We start from the raw sequence: 21,364 nt of genomic DNA on the forward strand, positions 1-21,364 counted from the left end.
ACCTCCGGAGGCGTTAAGAAGGGGCCCTTCCTTTCTCGGTGGCGGCCCGCCGTAGGCTGGGGGACGTGACGGTACGTGTACGCTTCGCCCCCTCCCCGACCGGTATGTTCCACGTCGGCGGCGCCCGCTCGGCGCTGCAGAACTGGATCTTCGCCAAGCAGCAGGGCGGGGTGTTCGTGCTGCGCATCGAGGACACCGACGCGGCCCGCAACAAGCCCGAGTGGACCGAGGGCATCCTGTCCGCGCTGGAGTGGATCGGCATCGCGCGGGGCAGCTACGAGGGTCCGTACTTCCAGTCCTCGTACGCCGGCGAGCACCGGGCCGCCGCGCAGCGGCTGTACGAGGGCGGCCGGGCCTACTACTGCGACTGCACCCGTGAGGACGTGCAGGCGCGTACCGGGCCGCAGCAGCGCGGCTACGATGGCTTCTGCCGCGACCGCGGCCTGGGACCGGGCGAGGGCCGGGCACTGCGCTTCCGTACGCCGGACGAGGGCGAGACCGTGGTGGTCGACCTGGTGCGCGGCGAGCCGACGTTCGAGAACAAGCTGATCGAGGACTTCGTCATCGCCCGCGGCGACGGCTCCCCGGTGTTCCTGCTGGCCAACGTCGTGGACGACATGTCGATGGGGATCACCCACGTGATCCGGGCCGAGGAGCACCTGCCGAACACCCCGAAGCAGCAGCTGCTGTGGGACGCGCTCGGGGTCAAGCCGCCGATCTGGGCGCACGTGCCGGTGGTGGTGAACGAGAAGCGGCAGAAGCTGTCCAAGCGGCGGGACAAGGTCGCGCTGGAGGCGTACCGGGACGAGGGCTACCTCGCCGACGCGATGCGCAACTACCTGATGCTGCTGGGCTGGGCGCCGTCGGGCGACCGGGAGATCGTGCCCTGGTCGGTGATCGAGGAGGAGTTCCGGCTGGACGAGGTCAACCCGTCCCCGGCGTTCTTCGACGAGAAGAAGCTGCGCGCGTTCAACGGCGACTACATCCGGGCGCTGCCGGTGGAGGACTTCGTCGCCGCCTGCCAGCCGTGGCTCACCGGCACCGACACCATCGCCCCGCCGCCGTGGCAGCCCGAGGAGTTCGACCCGGCCGCGTTCGCGGCGGTGGCTCCGCTGGCGCAGACCCGGATCGCGGTGCTCAGCGAGATCGTGCCGAACGTCGACTTCCTCTTCCTGGCCGACCCGCTGATCGACGAGGCGGCGTGGGCGAAGGCGATGAAGGAGGGCGCGGCCGACCTGCTGGACGCGGCGATCGTCGCGTTCGAGGCGCTGGAGTCCTGGGACGCCGAGTCGCTCAAGGCCACGCTGGAGGCGGTCGGCGCGGAGCGCGGGCTGAAGCTGGGCAAGGCGCAGGCGCCGGTACGGGTCGCGGTCACCGGCCGCACCGTCGGGCTGCCGCTGTTCGAGTCGCTGGAGGTGCTCGGCCGCGACCGTACGCTGACCCGGCTGCGCGCCGCCCGCGTACGCCTGGTCTGAGCGGCAGGCCCGCCGACGGCCCGGGCGTGTCGTGGCCGGGAGAAGGTAACCCTGTCGAGCGATATGCCTCTGAGTCATGATTATGACTCAGAGGCATATGCGTTTTCGGCGATCGTTGCGCCGGCCGCGTCACGCGGAGTGTTCCCCGCGAGCCGGCTCCCGCTGACCGGCCGGCGTCAGCGGCGGGCGGCCCGGCGGCGCAGCAGCAGCCCGCCGCCCAGAGCGGCCAGCACCACCACCGCGCCGGCCGCCCACAGCCAGCCCGTACCCCCGTCGTCGTCCGCCTCGGCGGGGGCCGGGGTCGGGCTCGGCGCCGCGCTGGTAGGCGCGGCGGGCGCGGCACTCGTGGGCGGCGCGCTCGCCGACGGCGCCTCGGCGGGGGTGCCGGTGGTCAGGGTGAACCGGATCTCCCCCTTGATCGGATGGCCGTCGTCGGAGGCCAGCCGGTAGGTGACGATGTAGAGCCCGGCCGCGCCCGGCCGGAACGGCACGGTCACCCGCTTGCCGGAGAAGGTCGGCGCGCCGCCGGCAGCGGCCACGTTGTCCGGCCCGGTGACGGTGACCTCGGTCGTGGCTTCCTTCGGCGTGGCCAGGAACCGCAGCTCGATCCGCTCCGGCGCGGCGGCCAGCCGGGCCCCGTCGCGCGGATCGCTGCCGGTCAGCGAGTTGTGCGCGGCGGCCGGCGCGGCCGGCAGCAGCGCGAACGCCGCCACCACCCCGAGCACCACCAGCCAGGTACGCGCCGTACGGGCGACCCTGCCCCCCATGGTTCCCTCCGTCCGGGTAAGATCCGGCCGATGATCATCGACCGCTCGTTGGTCGGTCTCAGCTCGCAAATAGTTCCAAATACTCTTCCACCTGCTGCAACCGAGCGCCGTTCTGCGGAGTCTTTGTGGTGGACACCGGTCCAGTGTGACTGCAGCGGAAGCCAGCCATCGAACGGGGCGAGGAGGCGGCGATGATCCGGAAGGTGAGACGGCTGCTGATCGCCGTGACCGGGACGATGGCGGCCATCGCGTGCACACTGGCTCTGACCGGCGCGACGGCGGCCTACGCCGCCCCGAAACCGACGCCCGCGCCCGCCCCGACCGGCGTCGACATCACCGGCGACAAGCTCGACGAGCCGCTGCGGCTGCGCACCGACAGCCGGTCGGCCGACGTCCACCTGGTGATCGACCAGATCAAGTGGCTGGGCGCGACCGGCCAGCTGCGCGGCCCGGCCGCCGCGGACCTCGGTCCGAAGTACACGGTGGTGGTGCACGTCGCCGCCGGTCCGCAGCGCACCTACGACCTCTTTCCCCTGGCCAAGGGCGGCCCGCGGGTCTACCGGCCGGCGAAGCAGCCGGACCGGAGCAACCTCCGCGCGGGCTGGTTCCTCGGGCGGCTCAACATGCCGGAGACGCTGCGCTCGGTAGGCGTGCCGTTGCCGGCGCAGTTCGACACGCTCGCCGGTGGCATCGGCGGCGGCGAGCGGGTACTGCCGGAGGAGGCGCTCGACCCGGTGGGCGAACTCGACACCGCCCTCGGCGAACTCCAGCGGCTGCTGCTGCTCAACGTGGGCGTCGTGCTGGTCATCACCGCCGGGCTCGCCGGCATCGCGCTGCTGGTGCGCCGCCGCACCCGCTGAGCCCGGCCCGACACCGCGTCGGCGTCAACCCGCCCGGCTCCGCGTCAGCACCAGCGACGCGGCGGGCGCTCCCGGCGGACCGTACGGTTGCGCGGGCGTACCGCGCCGTGGCGGTGGGCGCCCGCCCAGCCCGCCAGATCGCTGCGACAACCCTGCTCCGGCGACGCCTCGTCCGCGAGATGCGCCGGCTCGACGGCCCGCTGACGGGGCACCGCCGGCTCGTCCTCGGCGCGCTCCGCGGCCCGGCCGACGGCCTGCTCGCCCTGGTGGTGCAGGCACGGCCGACGCGGGTGCGTGGCCGTGACCGGCTGGTCGTGGCCACGCCGGCACGGCTCGCCCTGGGCGCAACCGTGCTCGGCCTCCCCCTGCGCCATCCCGGCCTCCTCACCGTCGCCCTCGCGCGCCCGCCGGAACAGCCCGGGCGCGCCCTGACACCGTACTGGCCCACCCGGACAAGATCGCCAGCGCGTACCGGTGGAGATCGTCACGCCACGGCGAAGCCGCCACCTCGGAGTGGAACCGCTGCTCAGCGCATGTCAGGCTGGTGCGGTGAGCGAACCGGGCGGCACGGAGACGTCGGCGACGCTGCGCCGTATCGAACGGGCGGCGGGCGGCCTGGCCACCGCCAGCGTGGCCCGGATGGACGAGACACTGCCCTGGTTCCGCGACCTGCCCGCCGACCAGCGCTCCTGGGTCATGCTCGTGGCCCAGGCCGGCGTGCGGTCACTGGTGCAGTGGCTGCGCCAGGGTGGCGGCGCCACCGACCGCACCCAGGAGGTGTCGGACGAGGTCTTCGCCGCCGCGCCGCAGGCGCTGGCCCGCTCGATCAGCCTCCAGCAGACCGTGGCGCTGATCAAGGTGACCATCGACGTGGTCGAGGAGCAGGTGTCGGAGCTGGCCGTGCCGGGCGAGGAGCAGTCGCTGCGGGAGGCGGTGCTGCGCTTCTCCCGGGAGATCGCGTTCGCCGCCGCGCGGGTCTACGCCCGGGCCGCCGAGAGCCGCGGCTCCTGGGACGCCCGGTTGCAGGCGCTCCTGGTCGACGCGTTGCTGCGCGGCGACTCCCCGGACGTGCTGGCCAGCCGGGCCGCCGCGCTCGGCTGGACGGACGCCCCACCGGTCGCGGTGGCGGTCGGCCGTTCCCCCGGCGGCGAGGTGGCCGCCGTGCTGCACACCGTCTACCGGCAGGCCCGGCGGATCGGCGTCGAGGTGATCGGCGGCGTGCACGGCGACCGGCTGGTCATCGTGCTGGGCGGGGCCGCCGACCCGGTGGCGGCCACGGAGAAGCTGCGTACCGCCTTCGGTGAGGGGCCGGTGGTGGTCGGCCCGGCGGTGCCCAGCCTGGACGAGGCCACCGAGTCGGCGCGGGCCGCGCTGGCCGGCTTCCGGGCCGCGCCGGCCTGGCCGACCGCGCCGTGCCCGGTCGCCGCGGACGAGTTGCTGCCGGAACGGGCGCTGGCCGGCGACACCGAGGCCCGCCGCCGGTTGCGCCACGACGTGTACGCGGCACTGGCCCGCTCCGGCGGCGAGCTGCTGGAGACGCTGGACGCGTTCTTCGCCGCCGGTGGCACGCTGGAGAGCGCCGCCCGGGCGCTCTTCGTGCACCCGAACACCGTGCGCTACCGCCTGAAGCGGATCGCCGAGGTGACCGCCTTCTCGCCGCTGGCCCCGCGCGACGCCTTCGCGCTGCAGGTGGCGCTGACTGTGGGTAGGCTCGACCCGGTGGTACCGGGGGTCTCCGACCGGCGATGACCGCCCACCGATTTTTGTAGGTTTCCTCCAAAGGTTCTAGTGCGGTTTCGTGCCGTGCGTTACAGCGCGACCCGCGAGTATCCGTCAGAGTCGTACACGTGCTCGCCGTACTCTCTCCGGGACAGGGTTCGCAGAAGCCCGGCTTCCTCGCTCCGTGGCTCGACCTCGACGGTGTCGAGGCGCGCCTGCGCTGGTGGTCGGCCCTGGCCGGGGTGGACCTGATCCATTTGGGCACCCGGGCGGACGCGGACGAGATCAAGGACACCGCCCGTACCCAGCCGCTGCTGGTCGCCGCCGCGCTGCTCGCCGCCGAGCACCTGCCGATGCACGACGTCGCGCTGGTCGCCGGGCACAGCGTGGGTGAGCTGGGCGCCGCCGCCCTGGCCGGGGTACTGCCGGCCGAGGCCGCCGTGACGCTCGCCGGCGTACGCGGACACGAGATGGCCGCGGCCTGCGCGCTGGAACCGACCGGGATGGCCGCGGTGCTCGGCGGTGACCCGGACGAGGTGCTCGCCGCGCTCCAGTCCCACGGGCTGCACCCGGCCAACCGCAACGGCGCCGGTCAGATCGTGGCCGCCGGTGCGATCGACGGGCTGGACAAGCTCGCCGCCGAACCGCCGGCCCGCACCCGGATCATCCGGCTCCAGGTGGCCGGCGCGTTCCACACGCCGTACATGGCACCGGCCGAGGCCGCGCTGGCCGCCGTCGCCGCCGGTGTCACCGCCTCCGCCCCGGCCCGGATCCTGCTGTCCAACCTCGACGGCGCGCCGGTCGGGCACGGCCCGGAGACGCTGCAGCGGCTGGTCCGGCAGGTCACCGCCCCGGTCCGCTGGGACCTGTGCATGCGTACGCTGGCCGACCTCGGGGTCACCGGCGTGATCGAGCTGCCGCCCGCCGGCACCCTCGCCGGACTGGTCAAGCGAGAACTCAAGGGCGAGGGCGCGCCCGAGATCGTCACCCTGAACACCCCCGCCGACCTGCCCGCCGCGCGGCGGCTGGTCGCCCGGCACGCCGGTCCCGCCCGCCCGTACGCGCCGTGGTTCCGGGTGGTCGTCTCCCCCGCCGCCGGCCGCCTCGCCCGGGCGGCCGAGGCGACGGTGGGCGCCGAGGTACGCGCCGGCCAGGTCCTCGGCCACGTCACCGGAGCGCAGGGGCCGGTCGAGGTGACCGCACACGACAACGGGCTGCTCACCGAGTGGCTCGCGCACCACGACGACCCGGTCGCCCCGGGCCAGCCCCTCGTCCGCATCGGAGGAACGCACTAAATGGCCGGCAGCCGGATCGTCGCGATGGGGCACTACCAGCCCTCCCGCGTCGTCACGAACGACGAGATCGCGCAGATGGTGGACACCAGCGACGAATGGATCCGGGACCGGGTCGGCATCGCCACCCGGCGGATCGCGGGCGACGAGACGGTCGCCGACATGGCCACCGCCGCCGCCGGCAAGGCGCTCGCCAACTCCGGCCTCACCGCCGCCGACATCGACATGGTCGTGGTGGCCACCTGCTCGTCGGTGGACCGCAGTCCCAACGTGGCCTGCCGGGTCGCGGCGAAGCTCGGCGTCACCGCGCCCGCCGCGTACGACCTCAACACCGCCTGCTCCGGCTTCGCGTACGGGCTGGGCACCGTGGACCACGCGATCCGGGCCGGCGCGGCGCGCAACGCGATCGTCGTCGGCGCCGAGAAGCTCTCCGACTTCACCGACTGGACCGACCGCTCGACCTGCATCATCTTCGCCGACGGCGCCGGGGCGGCCGTGGTGACCGCGACCGCCGACGACGAGCCGGCCGGGATCGGGCCGGTGGTCTGGGGCTCCGCGCCGGAGAAGAGCGACGCGGTACGCATCGAGGGCTGGCAGCCGTACATCGCGCAGGAGGGGCAGTCGGTGTTCCGCTGGGCCACCACCGCGCTGGCCCCGCTCGCGCTGCAGGCCTGCGAGCGGGCCGGCGTGGCCCCGTCGGAGCTCGCCGCGTTCGTGCCGCACCAGGCCAACGGCCGGATCATCGACGGCATCGCGAAGCGGCTGAACATTCCGGACGCGATCATCGCCAAGGACATCGTCGAGTCCGGCAACACGTCGGCGGCGAGCATCCCGCTGGCCCTGTCGAAGCTGGTCGAGCGGCGCGAGGTGCCCTCGGGCGCCCCGGTCCTGCTGTTCGGCTTCGGCGGCGGCCTGACCTACGCCGGTCAGGTCGTGCGCTGCCCCTGAGACCCCCTCGGGCGCGAACGCGCCGAGGCGCGTGACCGGCGACGCCGGTCACCGGTAACCCCCGATGAGAGGAACCAACCGTAATGACCCGTGACGAGATCACCGCCGGCCTCGCCGAGATCCTCGAAGAGGTTGCCGGGGTGAACCCGGACGACGTGGCCGAGGGGAAGTCCTTCACCGACGACCTCGACGTCGACTCGCTCTCCATGGTGGAGGTCGTGGTGGCGGCCGAGGAGAAGTTCGGCGTCAAGATCCCGGACAACGAGGTGCAGAACCTCAAGACGGTCGGTGACGCGGTCAGCTACATCGAGGCGCAGTCCTGATCATGAGTCGTCCCGACGTCGTCGTCACCGGGCTCGGCGCGACGACCCCGCTCGGCGGGGACGTCGCGTCGACCTGGGACGCCATGCTCGCCGGCCGCTCCGGGGTGAGTGCGCTCACCCAGGAGTGGGCGGCGGACCTGCCCGTCCGGATCGCCGCCCAGCTGGCGGTGGACCCGTCCGAGGTGCTGGACCGGGTGAAGCTGCGCCGGCTGGACCGCTCGGAGGCCATCGCCATCATCGCCGCCCGGCAGGCGTGGGCCGACGCCGGGCTGGCCGAGGCCGGGCCGGACCCGGAGCGCCTGGCGGTCAGCGTCGGCTCGGGCATCGGCGGCGCCACCACCCTGCTCGCCCAGGACGACATCCTGGAGAAGTCGGGCCCGCGGCGGGTCTCCCCGCACACCATCCCGATGCTGATGCCGAACGGTCCGGCCGCCTGGGTCGGGCTGGAGCTGGGCGCCAAGGCCGGCGTGCACACCGTGGCCAGCGCCTGCGCGACCGGCGCGGAGGCGATCGCGCTGGGTCTGGACATCATCCGCGCCGGCCGGGCCGACGTGGTGGTGGCCGGCGGCACCGAGGCGGTCATCCACCCGCTGCCGATCGCCGGCTTCAGCTCGATGCGGGCCATGTCGACCCGCAACGACGAGCCGGAGCGGGCCTCCCGGCCGTGGGACTCCGGTCGCGACGGCTTCGTCCTCGGTGAGGGCGCGGGCGTGGTGATCCTGGAGCGCGCCGACCACGCCGCCGCCCGGGGCGCCCGGGTGTACGCGCGCCTGGCCGGCGCGGGGATCACCTCGGACGCGTACGACATCGTGCAGCCGCACGCCGAGGGCGAGGGCGCGATCCGGGCCATCGCCCGGGCGGTCGCCGACGCGGACGTGGCCCGTACCGACATCGTGCACGTCAACGCGCACGCCACCTCGACCCCGGTCGGGGACATGCTGGAGATCGGCGCGCTGCGCCAGGCGGTCGGCGACCACCCGGTGCTCACCGCCACCAAGTCGATGACCGGGCACCTGCTCGGCGCGGCCGGCGCGCTGGAGTCGATCGCCACCATCCTGGCCATCCGGGACGGCGTGATCCCGCCGACGATCAACCTGGACGACCCGGACGAGGGCCTCACCCTGGACGTCGCCGCGCACAAGGCGCGGCACATGGAGATCCCGGCGGCGCTGAACAACGCGTTCGGCTTCGGCGGGCACAACGTGGCGCTGGTCTTCACCCGCCCCTGACGTAAGGAAGGGCCCCTTCTTAACAGCCGACTGTTAAGAAGGGGCCCTTCCTCTACCGCAGGCGTTAACAGGGGGCCCTTCCTTACACCTCAGCGGTTGCGGGGGTGTAGGCGGGCGGTGCGCTCGTTGCCCCGCCGGTAGTTGCCGGTCCACCGGGCCATGGCCAGCTGCGGATCGTCGTCGACCTCGGCCAGGAACTGCGCCGCCCGGCCGCCGCGAAGCGTGCTCGCGACCCGGCCGTGATGCGTGATCACCACCGTGCCGTCGGCGCGCTGGACGTACCGGAATCCCTGTGCTGCCTCTCCCATGAGCGCCACCCTGCCAGCCGGCCGCCCCGGGCCGCACCCGAGTTACCGGCGGCGGCGGTCAGGTGCGGCAGGCGGTGGCGGGCAGGCCGGAGACCGGCACCGGGGAGCGGCCGCCCGGGCGGGCCTTGCCGGCGAGCACCGCGGCGAGGCCGTTCATCGAGGCCCGGGTGGACGAGTAGGTCGCCATCAGCGTCGGGGACTTCGCCCCGGACAGCACGTACGGCGTGTCCATCGCCACCGTCACGGCGGCGTCGGCGCGCAGGTCCTTCGCGCCGTCGCCGTACCCGACCAGGTGCACCACCGTGCCGCCGGAGGGCACCACCTTGACGCCGGCCGCGGTGAGCGCCTCGGTCAGCAGCTTGCGGGTGCGCTCCCGGCCACCGGAGGAGGTCACGCTGACCGGTCCGGTCACCGCGCCGCCGCACTTGCCGCGCAGCACAGTCACCGCGGCGGTGGCGAGGTCGTCGGCGGCCTTGCGGTGGTCGGCGCCGTCGAGCGTGGACAGCGCTGGCGTGTCCCGCCCGGCCAGCCGGAACTTCATGGTGAGCACCCGGGTGACCGCCTCGACCAGGCGGGCGCGGGGCAGCGAGCCGTCCTTGAGCGCGGCGCGCAGCCCGTCGTACGCCTGGGTGACGTTCGGCGTCATCAGGATGAGGTCGTTGCCGGCGTTGAGCGCGCGCACGGCCGCCTCACCGGGTGACCACTTCTTGGCCGGGGCCATGTTCATCCCGTCGGTGATCACCACGCCCTGGAAGCCGAGCTGGCCGCGCAGCACGTCGGTGAGCAGCTTGCGGGAGAACGTGGCGGGGGTGCCCGGGTCGACCGCCTTGACGTCCAGGTGGGCCGACATCACCGCCATGGCCCCGGCGCCGATCCCGGCCCGGAACGGCGGGAACGCGATCCGGTCCAGGTCGGCGCGGGACTGCTTGATCACGGGCAGCTCGGTGTGCGAGTCCTCGGCGCTCAGGCCGTGCCCGGGGAAGTGCTTGACCGCCGCGCCGACGCCCTCGGCCTGCAGGCCGCGTACCGCGCCGGCCACCTGGGGGGACGCGGTCGCCGGGTCCGCGCCGAAGGACCGGGAGCCGATCACCGTGCTGCGGGTGACGAGCACGTCGGCGACCGGGGCGAAGTCGAGGTTGATGCCCATCGCGGCCAGCTCGGCCCCGGCGGCCCGCCAGGCGGCCTCGGTCAGCGCCGGGTTCCCGGCGGCGCCGGCCGCGAGCGGGCTGGGCAGCAGCGTCACGCCGTCGGTGATCCGGGTGACCACGCCGTACTCCTGGTCGGTGCCGATCAGGAACGGCGCGGCGCCGGCGGGCAGCTTGCCGGCGGCGGCGCGCAGCCCGTCGGTGAGCGCCCGGACCTGCTTCGGGTTGTCGACGTTCGTGGTGGCCTGGTTGCCGGAGGTGGGGTCGTCGGCGCTGAAGCCGACCAGGATGACGCCGCCGAGCCGGTACTTCGCCACCATCTCGGCGGGGGTGTCGACGCCGGCCAGCGCGCGGTTGCCGGCTGCCGAGCCGGCCGAGACCTCGGTGGCCGAGCTGCCGTAGGCGTACGGCATCAGCACCTGCCCGACCAGGTCCTCGTCGCTCAGCGTGCCGACCAGCGCGGCGGCGCGGGCGGCCGGGTCAGCGGCCGGGGACTCGCTCGGCGCGGGCGCGGCCGACGACGGCGCCGGACTCGTCGGGGTGGGACGGGGCCGGTCCGGCCCGTCCGAGCACCCGGAGACGAGCAGCGCGGTCAGTGCGGCGAGCGCGACGGCGGAGCGCCGCGGGGAAATCGACACGCGGCCCACCGTATCGGGGCAACTCGGCCGCCGTCACCCGACCCGGGTGAGCAGCGTCACCGGGGCGCCGTCGCCGGCGTAACGGTAGGGCTCCAGTTCGGCGTCCCAGGCGGTGCCCAGCGCCTTGTCCAGCGCGTGGGCGAGCGCCTCCGGGCTGCGGGCGGCGGCCATCAGGCTGCGCAGCCGGTCCTCGCCGAGCTGGATGTCACCGGCCGCGCCGACGGCGGCCCGGAACAGGCCCCGGCCCGGTACGTACATGAAACGCTCGCCGTCGACGCCGGGACTGGGTTCCTCGGTGACCTCGAAACGGATCATGGGCCACTGCCGGAGGGCAGCGGCCAGCTCCGCGCCGGTCCCCGGGCTGCCGGTCCAGCCGCACTCGGCGCGACGAGCGCCCGGATCGGCGGGCTGCGCCGTCCAGTGCAGGTTGACCGGCGCGGCGAGGACGCGCGCGATCGCCCACTCGACGTGCGAGCACACGGCGAGCGGGGTCGAGTGGACGTATACGACGCCACGCGTTGGCACGGTGACCTCCCGGTGAGCCGAGGTGCGTCTTCCCCTACGACCTCGTCCTACCGAGTGGTACCTGGACACACATGATGACCCGTGTGACTGGTGGTGCGCCAGCGAATCGGAAAATTCGCCGGTCCCAGCCGGCGGGAAATACCCGGGAGGTGGAGCCGGTTGTGCCCTCTGACGCCGCGACGACCAGCCAGGTGTCGCGGTCGTGTACAGTTCTCTGGGCGGTTCTGTGTGCCGCCGTACATCTTCGCGGGCAGGCGCTCAACCCGGGCGTCACTCGCACAGCCCCCGGACGGCTTTCCGTCCCCACCGTACGTCTGCAAGGAGTACCTCCGTGGCGAGCAACACCTCTAAGACCGCGCGCGCGTCAGTCCGGGCCGGCCAGGCTGGCCAGGGTGGCGCCCTCAGCGTGCTGGGCGAGTTCAAGTACCTGATCCCGCTCAACGGCGGCAAGCACGCCTACGTGCGCAACCTGACCAACGGCAAGACCGCGCACCTGCGCACCGACTCCGAGGCCTTCGTCGAGGAGATCCGGGTGCTGGCCGCCGCCGGCCACGCCGCCAAGATCCGGGCTGAGATCAACGGCCTCGCCGCCGCCCACCCGGACCACGGCTGGGAGGCCACCGAGAAGCGCCTGGTCGAGGCCGGCGTCTTCGAGGGCTGAGCACCCTTCACCCGCACCACCGCGACCGCCCGCCGGGATCACCCCGGCGGGCGGTTTCGCGTCTGCTCCTGCGGCAGCAGCGTCACCTCACCGGTGGCGGATCGCCGGTGGATGTGCGTCCGGCTCGTCCATAGGCCGGACGCGAATCTTCTCCCCGCCCCGGTTGCCGTGGTGTCATGACGGGTAACGCCGGTGTCACCGCCGGGACACCCGGTGGACGCAAACCGGACGGGCTCGGGGGTGGCGACATGGAACTGCGGCTTCCGGACGGCGTACGCCTGCACGTGACAGTCACCGGGCCGGTCGACGCCGAGGTCACCGTGGTGATGCTGCACGGCTGGACGCTCGACGGCCGCAGCTGGCACCGGCAGGTCGCCGAGCTGCGGGAACGGTTCGGCGACCGGGTCCGCCTGGTCACCTACGACGCGCGCGGCCACGGCCGGTCGAGCTGCCTGGCGCTGCGCGACGCCACGCTCGCCCAGCTCGGCGACGACCTCGCCACCGTGGTCGACGAGATCGCCCCGTCCGGGCCGATCGTGCTGGTCGGGCACTCGATGGGCGGAATGACGGTGATGGAGTACGCCCACCGCCACGCCGACCGGTTCGCGGCGCGTACCGCCGGGCTGGTCTTCGTCTCGACCACCGCCGAGGGGCACACGCACACCGTCTACGGCCTGTCCCCCCGCATCACGAGGTTGATCCGGCTCGCCGAGACCACCGGCGCCGGGGTGCTGGCCCGGTGCGGCGGCTGGCGGCCACCGCACGCCCTGCTGCGCGCGCTGCGCCCGAGCATCCGCTGGATGCTGTTCGGCGACCGCTGCGACCCCGCGGACATCCGGCTGGTCACCTCGGCGGTGGCCCGGGCCACGCTGCGCTCGATCGGCGGGTTCCGCGCCTCGATCGGGGCGCAGCACCGGCTGGAGACGCTCGCCGCGCTGGGCGGGCTGCCGGCCGCCGCGCTGGTCGGGGACCGGGACCGGCTCACCCCGCCGCCGTGCGCCGAGTCGATCGCGGCGGCGCTGCCCACCACGGAGCTGACCGTCTGCCCGGGCGCCGGTCACATGCTGATGATGGAGCGCCCGGACCAGGTGAACGACGCCGTGGCCGGGGTGCTGGACCGGGTGCTGACCGGCCGTCCGGCGGCCCGCCTCTGAGCGTCTCCCGCTCCGGAACGGCACTGACGTACGCCACGCGGACGGCATGCCCCGGCGCTGCGGTTGCCGGGGGCCCGTACCCTCATTCAGCCCGTCGTGCCGTCCGACCACAGGAGCATCCGCGTTGACCGACCAGACCACGCTGGACCGGGAGATCGCCGCCGAGCAGCGCCACCTCGACCGGGTGTACGCCCGGCTGGCCGAACTGCGCCGGTCGGCGGCCGACGCCGAGCGGGAGGGCTACCGGCTGGCCCGGGTCGGCAACTTCGGCGCGCTGGTCGAGCGGGATGCGATGGTCTTCCACGCCGCCCAGCGCCGGCACGTGCTGGACGCCGAGCACGAGGGGCTGGTGTTCGGGCGGCTGGACCTGCGTACCGGGCAGGTGCTGCACGTCGGCCGCCTGGGCGTGCGGGGCGTGGACGCGGAGACGCTGGTGGTGGACTGGCGGGCGCCCGCCGCCGCCGCGTTCTACCAGGCCACGCCCGCCGAGCCGCGCGGCGTGGTGCGCCGGCGCACGATCCAGTCGGCCTCGGAGAAGGTCACCCGGATCGAGGACGACCTGCTGGACCCGGAGGCCGCGCCGCCGGACATGGCGGTGGTCGGTGACGGGGCGCTGCTGGCCACGTTGTCCCGGGCCACCGGCCGGGGCATGCGCGACATCGTCGCCACCATCCAGCGCGAGCAGGACGAGGCGATCCGCTCCCCCGGCAACGGCGTCACGATCGTCTCCGGCGGCCCGGGGACCGGCAAGACGGCGGTGGCGCTGCACCGGGCCGCGTACCTGCTCTACTCCGACCGGGCCCGGTACGCCGGCGGCGGCATCCTGGTGGTCGGCCCGTCCGGCGTGTTCGTCGAGTACATCGCCTCGGTGCTGCCCTCACTGGGCGAGGAGACCGCCACGCTGCACTCGCTCGGCTCGCTCTTCCCCGGCCTGTCCGCGTCGCGGACCGACCCGCCGGACGTGGCGGCGGTGAAGGGCTCGCTGCGGATGCGCCGGGTGCTGGAACGCGCGGTCCGCGACGCGGTGCCGGACTCCCCCGCCGAGCTGCGCCTGCTGTACCGGGGTGAGCTGCTGCGCCTGGAGCGCCCCGCGCTGGACGCGATCCGGGACCGGACGCTGGCCCGGGGCGCGCGCCGCAACGAGGTACGCCGGGCGGCGTTCGACGCGGTGCTCGCCGCGCTCTACGCGCAGGCCCGCACGCTGCGGGTGGGACGGCTGCCGGAGCAGCCCGCGTTCGAGGACGAGATCATCGAGCGGCCGGAGTTCCGCGAGTTCCTCAAGGCGTGGTGGCCCCGGCTGCACCCCCGGCACGTGCTGGACTGGCTGGCCCGCCCGGACCGGCTGCGCCGCTACGCCGGGGGGATCCTCTCCTCGGCCGAGATCCGGTTGCTCGGGCAGGCGTACCGCACGCTCGCGACCGACGGGCTGACGGTGGCGGACATCGCGCTGCTGGACGAGCTGGACGCGCTGCTGGGCAAGCCGGTGCAGCGGGCCCGGCCCAAGCGCGACCCGTACCAGCTCGCCGGTGGCGTGCGCGAGCTGAGCACGTACGCCGATCGGCAGCGCGCCGCCCGCGCGGCGGCGCGGGAGCGTCCGGCCGACTACCGCGACTACGCGCACGTGGTGGTGGACGAGTCGCAGGACGTCTCGCCGATGCAGTGGCGGATGATCGGCCGGCGCGGGCGGCTGGCGTCCTGGACCGTTGTCGGTGACCCGGCGCAGACGGCCTGGACCGGCGACCCGCAGGAGCTGGACCGGGCCCGGGACCAGGCGCTGGGCCGGCGCAAGCGGCACCGCTACGAGCTGACCACCAACTACCGCAACTCGGCGGAGATCTTCGCGGTGGCGGCGGCGGAGATCCGCCGGCTCTACCCGGATCTGCCGCTGCCCGACGCGGTCCGGTCCACCGGCGTTCCGCCGGTCGAGCGCACGGTGCCCGCCGCCGAGCTGCCGGCGGCCACCGTCGAGGCGGCCGAGGCGCTGCTCGGCCAGGTGGAGGGCACCGTCGGCGTGATCACGCCGGTGCCGCGCCGGGACGAGGTGGCCGGCTGGCTGGGCGCGCTCGGCGCGGGCCGGCTCCAGGTGGTGACCAGCCTCCAGGCCAAGGGCATGGAGTACGACGGCGTGGTGCTGGTGGCGCCGAGCGAGATCCGGGCCGATCCGGGCTCGGGCGTGCGCACGCTCTACGTGGCGCTGTCCCGGGCGACCCAGCGCCTCACCACGCTCGACCCGGTGGGGTGAGGGGCCACGCCCGCGCCACCCACAGTTCACTTGCATACATAGCGATGTGAGCATACATTGGGCCCGGCCGGTACGCGGCAGGGAGGGTGTTGGCGTGGGCGCAGGTCATGACCACAGCAGCGCGGTGGCCAACGCGGCACACCGCCACGCAGGCCGGCTCTGGGCCGCGTTCGCGCTGCTCGCCGTCCTGATGGTGGTCGAGGCGGTGGCCGCCTTCACCACCGGCTCGCTCGCCCTGCTCTCCGACGCCGGGCACATGTTCACCGACGTGCTCGGCATCGGCATGGCCCTCGCGGCGATCACCGCCACCCGGCGCGCCGGCACCGACCCGCAGCGCACGTTCGGCCTCTACCGGCTGGAGGTGCTCGCCGCCCTCGCCAACGCCGTGCTGCTCGGCGCCGTCGCGGTCTACGTCCTGATCGAGGCGGTACGCCGCTTCGGCGAGCCGCCGGAGGTGCTGGCCGGCCCGATGCTCGTGGTGGCGGTGCTCGGCCTGCTCGCCAACATCGTCGCCTTCGCGCTGCTGCGCGCCGGGGCGAAGGAGAGCATCAACCTGCGCGGCGCGTACCTGGAGGTGCTCGGCGACCTGCTCGGCTCGCTCGGCGTGATCGCCGCGGCGCTGGTCATCGCGGTGACCGACTGGTGGTGGGCGGACCCACTGGTCGCCGTCGGGATCGGCCTGTTCATCCTGCCGCGCACCTGGCGGCTCGGCCGGGCCGCGGTGCGCATCCTGGTGCAGGCGGCGCCGGAGCACCTCCAGGTGACCGCCGTGCACGACCGGCTGGCCGCGGTCCCCGGCGTGGCCGAGGTGCACGACCTGCACGTCTGGACGCTCACCTCGGGCATGGAGGTGGCCTCGGCGCACCTGACCACCGACCCGGGCGTGGACCCGGCCGGGGTGCTGGCCGCCGCGCGGACGGCGCTGCACGAGGACTTCTCCATCGATCACGCCACGTTGCAGGTCGAACCCGGAGCGTCAGCCGGAGTGTGCGGAAAGACCGAGTGGTGATTAGGGCAGACTTAAATCACCGTGACTGCTGTACACTTATGTCGGTTTTGCCCCACCATGCGGCACTGCGCAACGGAGCCACGCCCGGGCCGCGCCGGTAGGCTCGGTCGCGGCCGCAGCCACCGGCGTCACCGGCGCAGGTGGGGTGGCCGTCGCCTAATCGCCCGAAGGGGCGAGCCGGGGAACCACGTACGTGGGGTGCATCCGCGTCAGCGGTAGGGATCTTCCGTCCCGAACCCGTCAGCTAACCCGGTCGGCGGTTGACGGAAGGACATGTGAATGCCCCCAGTGGCACCTGTACGACGGACGGCCGCCCGGTTGGCGGCCCTGCTCGTCGCGACGCTGACTGTCGGCGTCGCGACCGTTCCGGCCTCCCCCGCCTCGGCGGCGCCCCGGACCGCCCTGCTCGCCGCCGCGCCCGGCGACGACGAGGGCGGCACGCCCGAGCTGCGCGCCCAACTCGACGCGGCCAGCAAGGGCTGGCTGGAGGCGAAGGCCGCGCTGAACCGGTCGGTGAACCGCCAGAAGCAGCTCAACGACCAGCTCGCGAAGGTCGGCGCCGAGCTGGCCGTACGTGACGCCAAGGTCGGTGAGATCGCCGGGGTGGCGTACCGCGCGGGCCGCCTCGGCACCGCCGCGGCGCTGCTCGACAGCAGCAGCCCGGCGGGCTTCATGGACCGGGCCGCCACGCTGGAACAGGTCGCCGCGCACGAGGACCGCACGGTGCGCGAGCTGATCACCACCCGGGACGAGGCCACCCGCACCCGGGCCGCGCTCGACACCGAGATCCGCGAGCAACGCAAGCAGGTCGAGGTGATGGGCAAGCGCAAGGAGCAGGCCGAGCGCGCGCTCGAAGTGGCCAACGAACGTTCCGCACGCAACAACAGCAGCGGCGGCGGCAGCAGCGTCCAGGGCACCTCAAGCAAGAACGCGAAGCCCGCGCCACGCAACTCGGACGGCTCGTGGCCGTCGGAGTCGTGCAGCGTCAACGACCCGACCCCGGCCAACGGCTGCATCACCCCGCGGACGCTGCACGCGCTGCAGCAGGCCAAGGCGGCCGGTTTCACCAGGTACGTCTCGTGCCACCGGCCCAGCGGCTCGGGTGAGCACCCGAAGGGGCGGGCCTGCGACTTCGCCGCCCAGAAGAACGGCTTCGGCGGCGTGGCCAGCGGCGGTGACCGGACGTACGGCAACAACCTGGCCGCGTACTTCGTGCGCAACGCCGACCCGCTCGCCGTGCTCTACGTGATCTGGTTCAAGCAGATCTGGCTGCCCAGCAGCGGGTGGAAGTCGTACAGCGGCGGCAACGGAGACCCGTCCAGCGACCACACCAACCACGTGCACCTGTCGGTGTACTAGCGCGCTCCCGGGGGGCCGGCCGGATCGGGCCGGCCCTCCAGCGTCGCGCCGAGACGGGCCGCCAGGCTCAGGTGAGCCGCCCGGGCCTGGCGGAACGCGTACCCGAACAGCGGCGCCGGCGCGGTGAGCGTGATCTCCACGTCGATGCGCACGGTGCCGTCGGGCTCGTCGCGCAGCCGGGTGTGGTTGCGCACCGTCGTCGCCGGCTGCTGCCGGGCCACAGTGACCACCTCGTCCTCGCTCGCGACCAGCACGTCCGCCTGGTACGTGACCGGGAAGTGCAGCGGGCCCAGTTGCAGCCGGTCGGTGATCGCGTAGCTGGCCAGCGCGCCCGGCCGGGCCGGCAGCTGCCGGACCCGGACGATCAGCGGATGCAGCTCGCCCTGGCGACTCAGGTCACCCAGCAGTGCCACCGCGTCGGCCCGGCTGCACCGGGCCTGCACGGTGTAGCTGAAGCTGTCGCTGCTCTGCAAGCGGGCCCCCTCGCCGTCGTACGTCGCGACGATCGTCCCGTACCGACGCCGGGCTGGCAACGGGTAGAAGGTCCCCTGGCCGCAGGGGGTGCGAACGGCGCTCAGGCGCCGGGCAGCACCTCGGGGGTGTCGTCGGCGAACCACGGCTCGGGAGCGCCGAAGAGGCCGAGCAGGCCGGTCACCCAGAGCTGCCGGTGCACGAACCGGCTCGGCTCGGTGACCACGAGCTTGACGCCGCTGACCTCGCAGGTCTGGAAGCCGGCCACCATGGCGCTGATGCCGACCGAGTCGATGAACGTGACGAGCCGCATGTTCAGCTCGATGCGCGAGGGACGGCCCTTCGCGAGCACCTCGGCGATCGCTTCCCGCACCTCGTACGCGGTGTCGACGTCGATCTCCCCACGGGGCGCGATCTGGACGACACCACCCGGCCGCACCGACTTCACGATCGACAGGCTCACGCGAGCACCTCCACTCGCCCTTGACGGGCGCCTCATCAGTACGCGGGCCGCGACCGAGAGTATTCCTCCAACGGCCCGGTCGCCACCCCCCGGGATGAGCAATTCGCGAACTGGGCACACCTGGGCGCTCCCAATCCGGACCTCCGGGTTCCAGTTTCCCCTTCGACGCGGGCCGCGGCCAGCCGTACGGCCGGTCGGACCCGTCGATCCGCCGACCAGGGTAGCGGGCGCGCGCACGTCCCGTCGGCACCGGTCCCGGCGCGTTCGGGTGGTTCGTCCCGTTCGCTGCTCACGAGCCGGGCACCACCGCGAGGGTTTGCCGCGTGCGCCGGTGGGGCACTGCCCCGAGACAGTGAACGCGCCGGATGGACACCGGAGTCCGAAGTGGCCGCCGGCCTTCGGCACCCGAGGAGGTAGAACGATGTTCGGATCCAACCTGCTGGACCGCCGGGGCAAGGCCGAGCGGGTCGCCGACCAGGCGTGGCAGCACCTGCTCTCCGCGGCCGGCTCCGCCGGTGACAGCGTGCGCGACGCCACCCGCAGCGCCCGCCGCAACTCCTCCGGCTTCGCCGACGACGCCACCGACCTGGTCGGCTCCGCCGCCGAGGAGGCGCGCCGGCGGGCCACGCTCGCCTTCGACGCGCTGGCCGGACGCCGGCCCGCCCTGCCCTGGACGCTGCTGATCGCGGCGGCGCTCGCGGGCGCGGCGATCGGCTGGGCCGCCGGCACCGCCGCGCGCGCCGCGGGCAGCCGCGACCGCGCCGCGGACGAGATCGAGTTCGTGGACGTGGACCGCCCGAACTCCCCGGCCGGCCTGGACGGCTGAACCCCACCCGACCGGCACGGTGGCCGCTCCCGGCACTCCCGGGGGCGGCCACCGTGCCGCGTGGTGCGCTCCCCCACCCGGACCGGGTGAGGGCCGGTCACCCCGGACACGCGCAGGATCGCGGGTGCGGGACCGCGTGCCCGCGCCGCCATCGACGGAGGGAGAGCCGGATGGCCACCGACACGATCACGCGCACCGACCGGGACATCCAGTCCGCGGTGCTCGACGAACTGACCTGGGAGCCCCGGGTCGGCCCGGACGAGATCGGCGTAACCGTCACCGAGGGCGTGGTGACGCTGACCGGCCGGGTGGACAGCTACGCCAAGAAGTGGGCTGCCGAGCGGGCCGCGCACCGGGCCGCCCGGGTCCGCGCGGTCGCCAACGACCTCGCCGTCCAGATCGCCACCGCGGCCGGCCGGGAGGACCCGGAGATCGCCGTCGCGGCCGTACGGGCGCTGGAATGGGACGCGTTCGTGCCGGTCGAGACGCTGCAGGTGACGGTCTCCGACGGCTGGGTCACGCTGCACGGCGACGTCGAGTGGGAGTACCAGCGGCGGGCCGCCGAACGGTCGGTCGCCCGGCTCACCGGCGTACGCGGGGTGAGCAACGGGATCGCCGTGCGCCCGGCGGTCCGCGCCGACGGCCACGACCTGGCCGAACGGATCGTGGACGCGCTCGCGCGCAACGCCGCCACCGAGGCCGAGAGCGTCGACGTCCGGGTGCACGGCGACACCGTCGTGCTGGGCGGGCAGGTCCACTCGCCCGGCGAGCGCGCGGAGATCGAGCGGGTGGTGTGGAACGCCCCCGGCATCCGGGAGGTGCACAACCACCTGGTCGTGCGCTGAGCCGAACCACCCCGCCCGGGTGAGCCCGCCTCACCCGGGCGCCCGCCATGGTGGGAGGCATGAGTGATCCGAACGGGCTGATCACACCCGGGCGGGCCGCCCCCGGGTTCACGCTGCCGGCGGCGCCGGACGGGCGACAGGTGGGTCCCGGGCAGTTCCGGGGCCGTCCGGTGGTGCTGGCCTTCTATCCCGCCGACTGGTCACCGGTCTGCGGCGAGCAGATGGCCCTCTACCAGGCGGCCCTGCCCGAACTGGAGCGGTACGACGCGGTGCTGCTGGGCATCTCGGTGGACAGCGTCGACTCGCACCGGGCGTTCGCCGAGAGCCAGGGCATCCGGTTCCCGCTGCTCGCCGACTTCGAGCCCAAGGGCGAGGTGTCGCGCCGGTACGGCGCGTACGCGCCGCGTGGGCAGTCCGACCGGGCGCTCGTGGTGATCGACCCGGACGGCCGGGTGGCCTGGAGCCACCTGTCGCCGCCCGAGGTGAACCCGGGCGTGGACGGCATCCTCGACGCGCTGGAGCGGCTGGACGCGGATCGGCGGGTGAGCGCCCGATGACCACGCCACTTCAGGTCACCACCGCGCGGCTGCGGACCCCGGTGACCGAACACGACCACGTCCGCGGCCCGGCGGACGCGCCGGTCACGATCGTCGAGTACGGCGACTTCCAGTGCCGGTTCTGCGGCGCCGCGTACCCGAACCTGACCGAGGTGCTGCGCCAGCGGGCCGACGTGGTGCGGCTGGCGTACCGGCACTTCCCGATCGCCAACATCCACCCGTACGCGGAGAGCGCGGCGGAGACCGCCGAGGCGGCCGCCGCCCGGGGCCGGTTCTGGGAGATGTACGACTGGCTCTTCCAGCACCAGGACCAGCTCGACCCGGTGCACCTGTCGCTCGGCGTCGAGCAGATCGGACTGTCGCCGGACGAGATCGCCGCGGAGGTCGGCCGCCAGGAGTACGCCGACCGGGTGCGGCAGGACTTCGTCGGCGGCATCCGCAGCGGCGTCAACGGCACCCCGACGCTGTTCGTCAACGGCGTCCGCCACGACGGCGGCTACGACCTGGCCGAACTGCTGACAGCGGTGGACGCCGCCGCCGACGCCTGA

At 74.0% G+C, this 21,364-nt stretch carries 23 protein-coding genes and 1 riboswitch; of the genes, 16 read left to right on the forward strand and 7 right to left on the reverse strand.

Annotated features, from left to right (window positions below; genetic code table 11):
* The first annotated feature begins 65 nt into the window (after window positions 1–65).
* Complete coding sequence (gene gltX / locus DQE82_RS11245; protein ID WP_082931128.1) at window positions 66–1,475, forward strand: glutamate--tRNA ligase; 1,410 nt, start codon at window positions 66–68, stop codon at window positions 1,473–1,475.
* 176 nt (window positions 1,476–1,651) lie between these two features.
* On the opposite strand, the gene DQE82_RS11250 is transcribed toward gltX, so the two are convergent.
* Window positions 1,652–2,242 carry a copper resistance CopC family protein gene (locus DQE82_RS11250; protein WP_043329202.1) on the reverse strand — a complete coding sequence of 197 codons (591 nt, stop codon included), beginning with the start codon at window positions 2,240–2,242 and terminating at the stop codon, window positions 1,652–1,654.
* A 191-nt stretch (window positions 2,243–2,433) separates the two neighbouring features.
* Between DQE82_RS11250 and DQE82_RS11255 the strand changes: the two genes are divergently transcribed.
* Complete coding sequence (locus tag DQE82_RS11255; protein WP_043329199.1) at window positions 2,434–3,102, forward strand: hypothetical protein; 669 nt, start codon at window positions 2,434–2,436, stop codon at window positions 3,100–3,102.
* A 44-nt stretch (window positions 3,103–3,146) separates the two neighbouring features.
* On the opposite strand, the gene DQE82_RS11260 is transcribed toward DQE82_RS11255, so the two are convergent.
* Window positions 3,147–3,476, reverse strand: coding sequence for a hypothetical protein (locus DQE82_RS11260; RefSeq protein ID WP_043329196.1), 330 nt, complete (start codon window positions 3,474–3,476; stop codon window positions 3,147–3,149).
* A gap of 100 nt (window positions 3,477–3,576) precedes the next feature.
* Between DQE82_RS11260 and DQE82_RS11265 the strand changes: the two genes are divergently transcribed.
* The 5 genes from DQE82_RS11265 (at window position 3,577) to fabF (ending at window position 8,613) form a co-directional block, all read left to right on the forward strand.
* A complete protein-coding gene (locus DQE82_RS11265) occupies window positions 3,577–4,851 on the forward strand; it encodes a CdaR family transcriptional regulator (RefSeq protein WP_274479170.1) in 1,275 nt (424 codons plus the stop codon).
* Window positions 4,852–4,949: 98 nt separating this feature from the next.
* Window positions 4,950–6,116, forward strand: a complete 1,167-nt coding sequence (locus tag DQE82_RS11270; RefSeq protein WP_113972617.1) for an acyltransferase domain-containing protein — start codon at window positions 4,950–4,952, stop codon at window positions 6,114–6,116.
* Window positions 6,117–7,061 (forward strand): beta-ketoacyl-ACP synthase III, encoded by a 945-nt coding sequence (locus DQE82_RS11275; RefSeq protein WP_043329189.1) that lies wholly within the window; start codon window positions 6,117–6,119, stop codon window positions 7,059–7,061.
* Between the two features lie 83 nt (window positions 7,062–7,144).
* A complete protein-coding gene (locus DQE82_RS11280; protein ID WP_007072348.1) occupies window positions 7,145–7,384 on the forward strand; it encodes an acyl carrier protein in 240 nt (79 codons plus the stop codon).
* A gap of 2 nt (window positions 7,385–7,386) precedes the next feature.
* Entirely contained in the window at window positions 7,387–8,613 is a 1,227-nt protein-coding gene (fabF, locus tag DQE82_RS11285) for a beta-ketoacyl-ACP synthase II (RefSeq protein ID WP_030503633.1), read from the forward strand.
* Between the two features lie 89 nt (window positions 8,614–8,702).
* Here fabF and DQE82_RS11290 read toward each other — a convergent pair whose 3' ends face one another.
* From DQE82_RS11290 to DQE82_RS11300, 3 genes are read right to left on the reverse strand one after another with little or no spacing between them, the layout of a single operon-like run.
* The gene (locus tag DQE82_RS11290) at window positions 8,703–8,921 is read right to left on the reverse strand and encodes a hypothetical protein (RefSeq protein WP_069088914.1); all 219 of its coding nucleotides are present in this window, start codon (window positions 8,919–8,921) and stop codon (window positions 8,703–8,705) included.
* A 58-nt stretch (window positions 8,922–8,979) separates the two neighbouring features.
* On the reverse strand, window positions 8,980–10,704 hold the full coding sequence (locus DQE82_RS11295) for a glycoside hydrolase family 3 protein (RefSeq protein ID WP_064448228.1): 1,725 nt from the start codon (window positions 10,702–10,704) through the stop codon (window positions 8,980–8,982).
* Between the two features lie 33 nt (window positions 10,705–10,737).
* Window positions 10,738–11,229 carry a DUF3145 domain-containing protein gene (locus DQE82_RS11300; RefSeq protein WP_013287841.1) on the reverse strand — a complete coding sequence of 164 codons (492 nt, stop codon included), beginning with the start codon at window positions 11,227–11,229 and terminating at the stop codon, window positions 10,738–10,740.
* A gap of 331 nt (window positions 11,230–11,560) precedes the next feature.
* Here DQE82_RS11300 and DQE82_RS11305 point away from each other — a divergent pair, with 331 nt between their 5' ends.
* From DQE82_RS11305 to DQE82_RS11325, 5 genes are all read left to right on the forward strand, one after another.
* A complete protein-coding gene (locus tag DQE82_RS11305; protein ID WP_043329183.1) occupies window positions 11,561–11,890 on the forward strand; it encodes a hypothetical protein in 330 nt (109 codons plus the stop codon).
* Window positions 11,891–12,138: 248 nt separating this feature from the next.
* On the forward strand, window positions 12,139–13,044 hold the full coding sequence (locus DQE82_RS11310) for an alpha/beta fold hydrolase (protein ID WP_113972618.1): 906 nt from the start codon (window positions 12,139–12,141) through the stop codon (window positions 13,042–13,044).
* A 124-nt stretch (window positions 13,045–13,168) separates the two neighbouring features.
* Window positions 13,169–15,286 (forward strand): AAA family ATPase, encoded by a 2,118-nt coding sequence (locus tag DQE82_RS11315; protein ID WP_064448226.1) that lies wholly within the window; start codon window positions 13,169–13,171, stop codon window positions 15,284–15,286.
* A 94-nt stretch (window positions 15,287–15,380) separates the two neighbouring features.
* A complete protein-coding gene (locus DQE82_RS11320; protein ID WP_043329179.1) occupies window positions 15,381–16,295 on the forward strand; it encodes a cation diffusion facilitator family transporter in 915 nt (304 codons plus the stop codon).
* A 143-nt stretch (window positions 16,296–16,438) separates the two neighbouring features.
* Window positions 16,439–16,570, forward strand: a riboswitch (cyclic di-AMP (ydaO/yuaA leader).
* Between the two features lie 4 nt (window positions 16,571–16,574).
* Window positions 16,575–17,654, forward strand: coding sequence for a hypothetical protein (locus DQE82_RS11325; RefSeq protein ID WP_113972619.1), 1,080 nt, complete (start codon window positions 16,575–16,577; stop codon window positions 17,652–17,654).
* On the opposite strand, the gene DQE82_RS11330 is transcribed toward DQE82_RS11325, so the two are convergent.
* Window positions 17,651–18,187, reverse strand: coding sequence for an SRPBCC family protein (locus tag DQE82_RS11330; protein ID WP_231915621.1), 537 nt, complete (start codon window positions 18,185–18,187; stop codon window positions 17,651–17,653). The two genes, DQE82_RS11325 and DQE82_RS11330, sit on opposite strands and share 4 nt — an antisense overlap.
* Window positions 18,188–18,228: 41 nt before the next feature.
* Window positions 18,229–18,588, reverse strand: coding sequence for an STAS domain-containing protein (locus DQE82_RS11335; protein ID WP_013287849.1), 360 nt, complete (start codon window positions 18,586–18,588; stop codon window positions 18,229–18,231).
* Window positions 18,589–19,009: 421 nt separating this feature from the next.
* On the opposite strand from DQE82_RS11335, the gene DQE82_RS11340 reads away from it, so the two are divergent.
* From DQE82_RS11340 to DQE82_RS11355, 4 genes are all read left to right on the forward strand, one after another.
* Window positions 19,010–19,414, forward strand: a complete 405-nt coding sequence (locus DQE82_RS11340; RefSeq protein WP_064448225.1) for a hypothetical protein — start codon at window positions 19,010–19,012, stop codon at window positions 19,412–19,414.
* A 170-nt stretch (window positions 19,415–19,584) separates the two neighbouring features.
* Window positions 19,585–20,259, forward strand: a complete 675-nt coding sequence (locus DQE82_RS11345; protein WP_064448224.1) for a BON domain-containing protein — start codon at window positions 19,585–19,587, stop codon at window positions 20,257–20,259.
* Between the two features lie 59 nt (window positions 20,260–20,318).
* Window positions 20,319–20,816 (forward strand): redoxin domain-containing protein, encoded by a 498-nt coding sequence (locus tag DQE82_RS11350; RefSeq protein WP_043329170.1) that lies wholly within the window; start codon window positions 20,319–20,321, stop codon window positions 20,814–20,816.
* The gene (locus DQE82_RS11355; RefSeq protein WP_064448223.1) at window positions 20,813–21,364 is read left to right on the forward strand and encodes a DsbA family protein; all 552 of its coding nucleotides are present in this window, start codon (window positions 20,813–20,815) and stop codon (window positions 21,362–21,364) included. Before DQE82_RS11350 ends, DQE82_RS11355 begins: the two co-directional genes overlap by 4 nt.

This window comes from Micromonospora sp. LHW51205 (genome assembly GCF_003315815.1).
Taxonomy (GTDB): Bacteria; Actinomycetota; Actinomycetes; order Mycobacteriales; family Micromonosporaceae; genus Micromonospora; species Micromonospora chalcea.

Coding starts and splice junctions, on each gene's coding strand:
- DQE82_RS11250 (WP_043329202.1), bottom strand. CDS start 2,242: ATGGGGGGCAGGGTCGCCCGTACGGCGCGTACCTGGCTGGTGGTGCTC.
- DQE82_RS11255 (WP_043329199.1), top strand. CDS start 2,434: ATGATCCGGAAGGTGAGACGGCTGCTGATCGCCGTGACCGGGACGATG.
- DQE82_RS11260 (WP_043329196.1), bottom strand. CDS start 3,476: ATGGCGCAGGGGGAGGCCGAGCACGGTTGCGCCCAGGGCGAGCCGTGC.
- DQE82_RS11275 (WP_043329189.1), top strand. CDS start 6,117: ATGGCCGGCAGCCGGATCGTCGCGATGGGGCACTACCAGCCCTCCCGC.
- DQE82_RS11280 (WP_007072348.1), top strand. CDS start 7,145: ATGACCCGTGACGAGATCACCGCCGGCCTCGCCGAGATCCTCGAAGAG.
- fabF (WP_030503633.1), top strand. CDS start 7,387: ATGAGTCGTCCCGACGTCGTCGTCACCGGGCTCGGCGCGACGACCCCG.
- DQE82_RS11290 (WP_069088914.1), bottom strand. CDS start 8,921: ATGGGAGAGGCAGCACAGGGATTCCGGTACGTCCAGCGCGCCGACGGC.
- DQE82_RS11310 (WP_113972618.1), top strand. CDS start 12,139: ATGGAACTGCGGCTTCCGGACGGCGTACGCCTGCACGTGACAGTCACC.
- DQE82_RS11325 (WP_113972619.1), top strand. CDS start 16,575: ATGCCCCCAGTGGCACCTGTACGACGGACGGCCGCCCGGTTGGCGGCC.
- DQE82_RS11340 (WP_064448225.1), top strand. CDS start 19,010: ATGTTCGGATCCAACCTGCTGGACCGCCGGGGCAAGGCCGAGCGGGTC.
- DQE82_RS11345 (WP_064448224.1), top strand. CDS start 19,585: ATGGCCACCGACACGATCACGCGCACCGACCGGGACATCCAGTCCGCG.
- DQE82_RS11350 (WP_043329170.1), top strand. CDS start 20,319: ATGAGTGATCCGAACGGGCTGATCACACCCGGGCGGGCCGCCCCCGGG.
- DQE82_RS11355 (WP_064448223.1), top strand. CDS start 20,813: ATGACCACGCCACTTCAGGTCACCACCGCGCGGCTGCGGACCCCGGTG.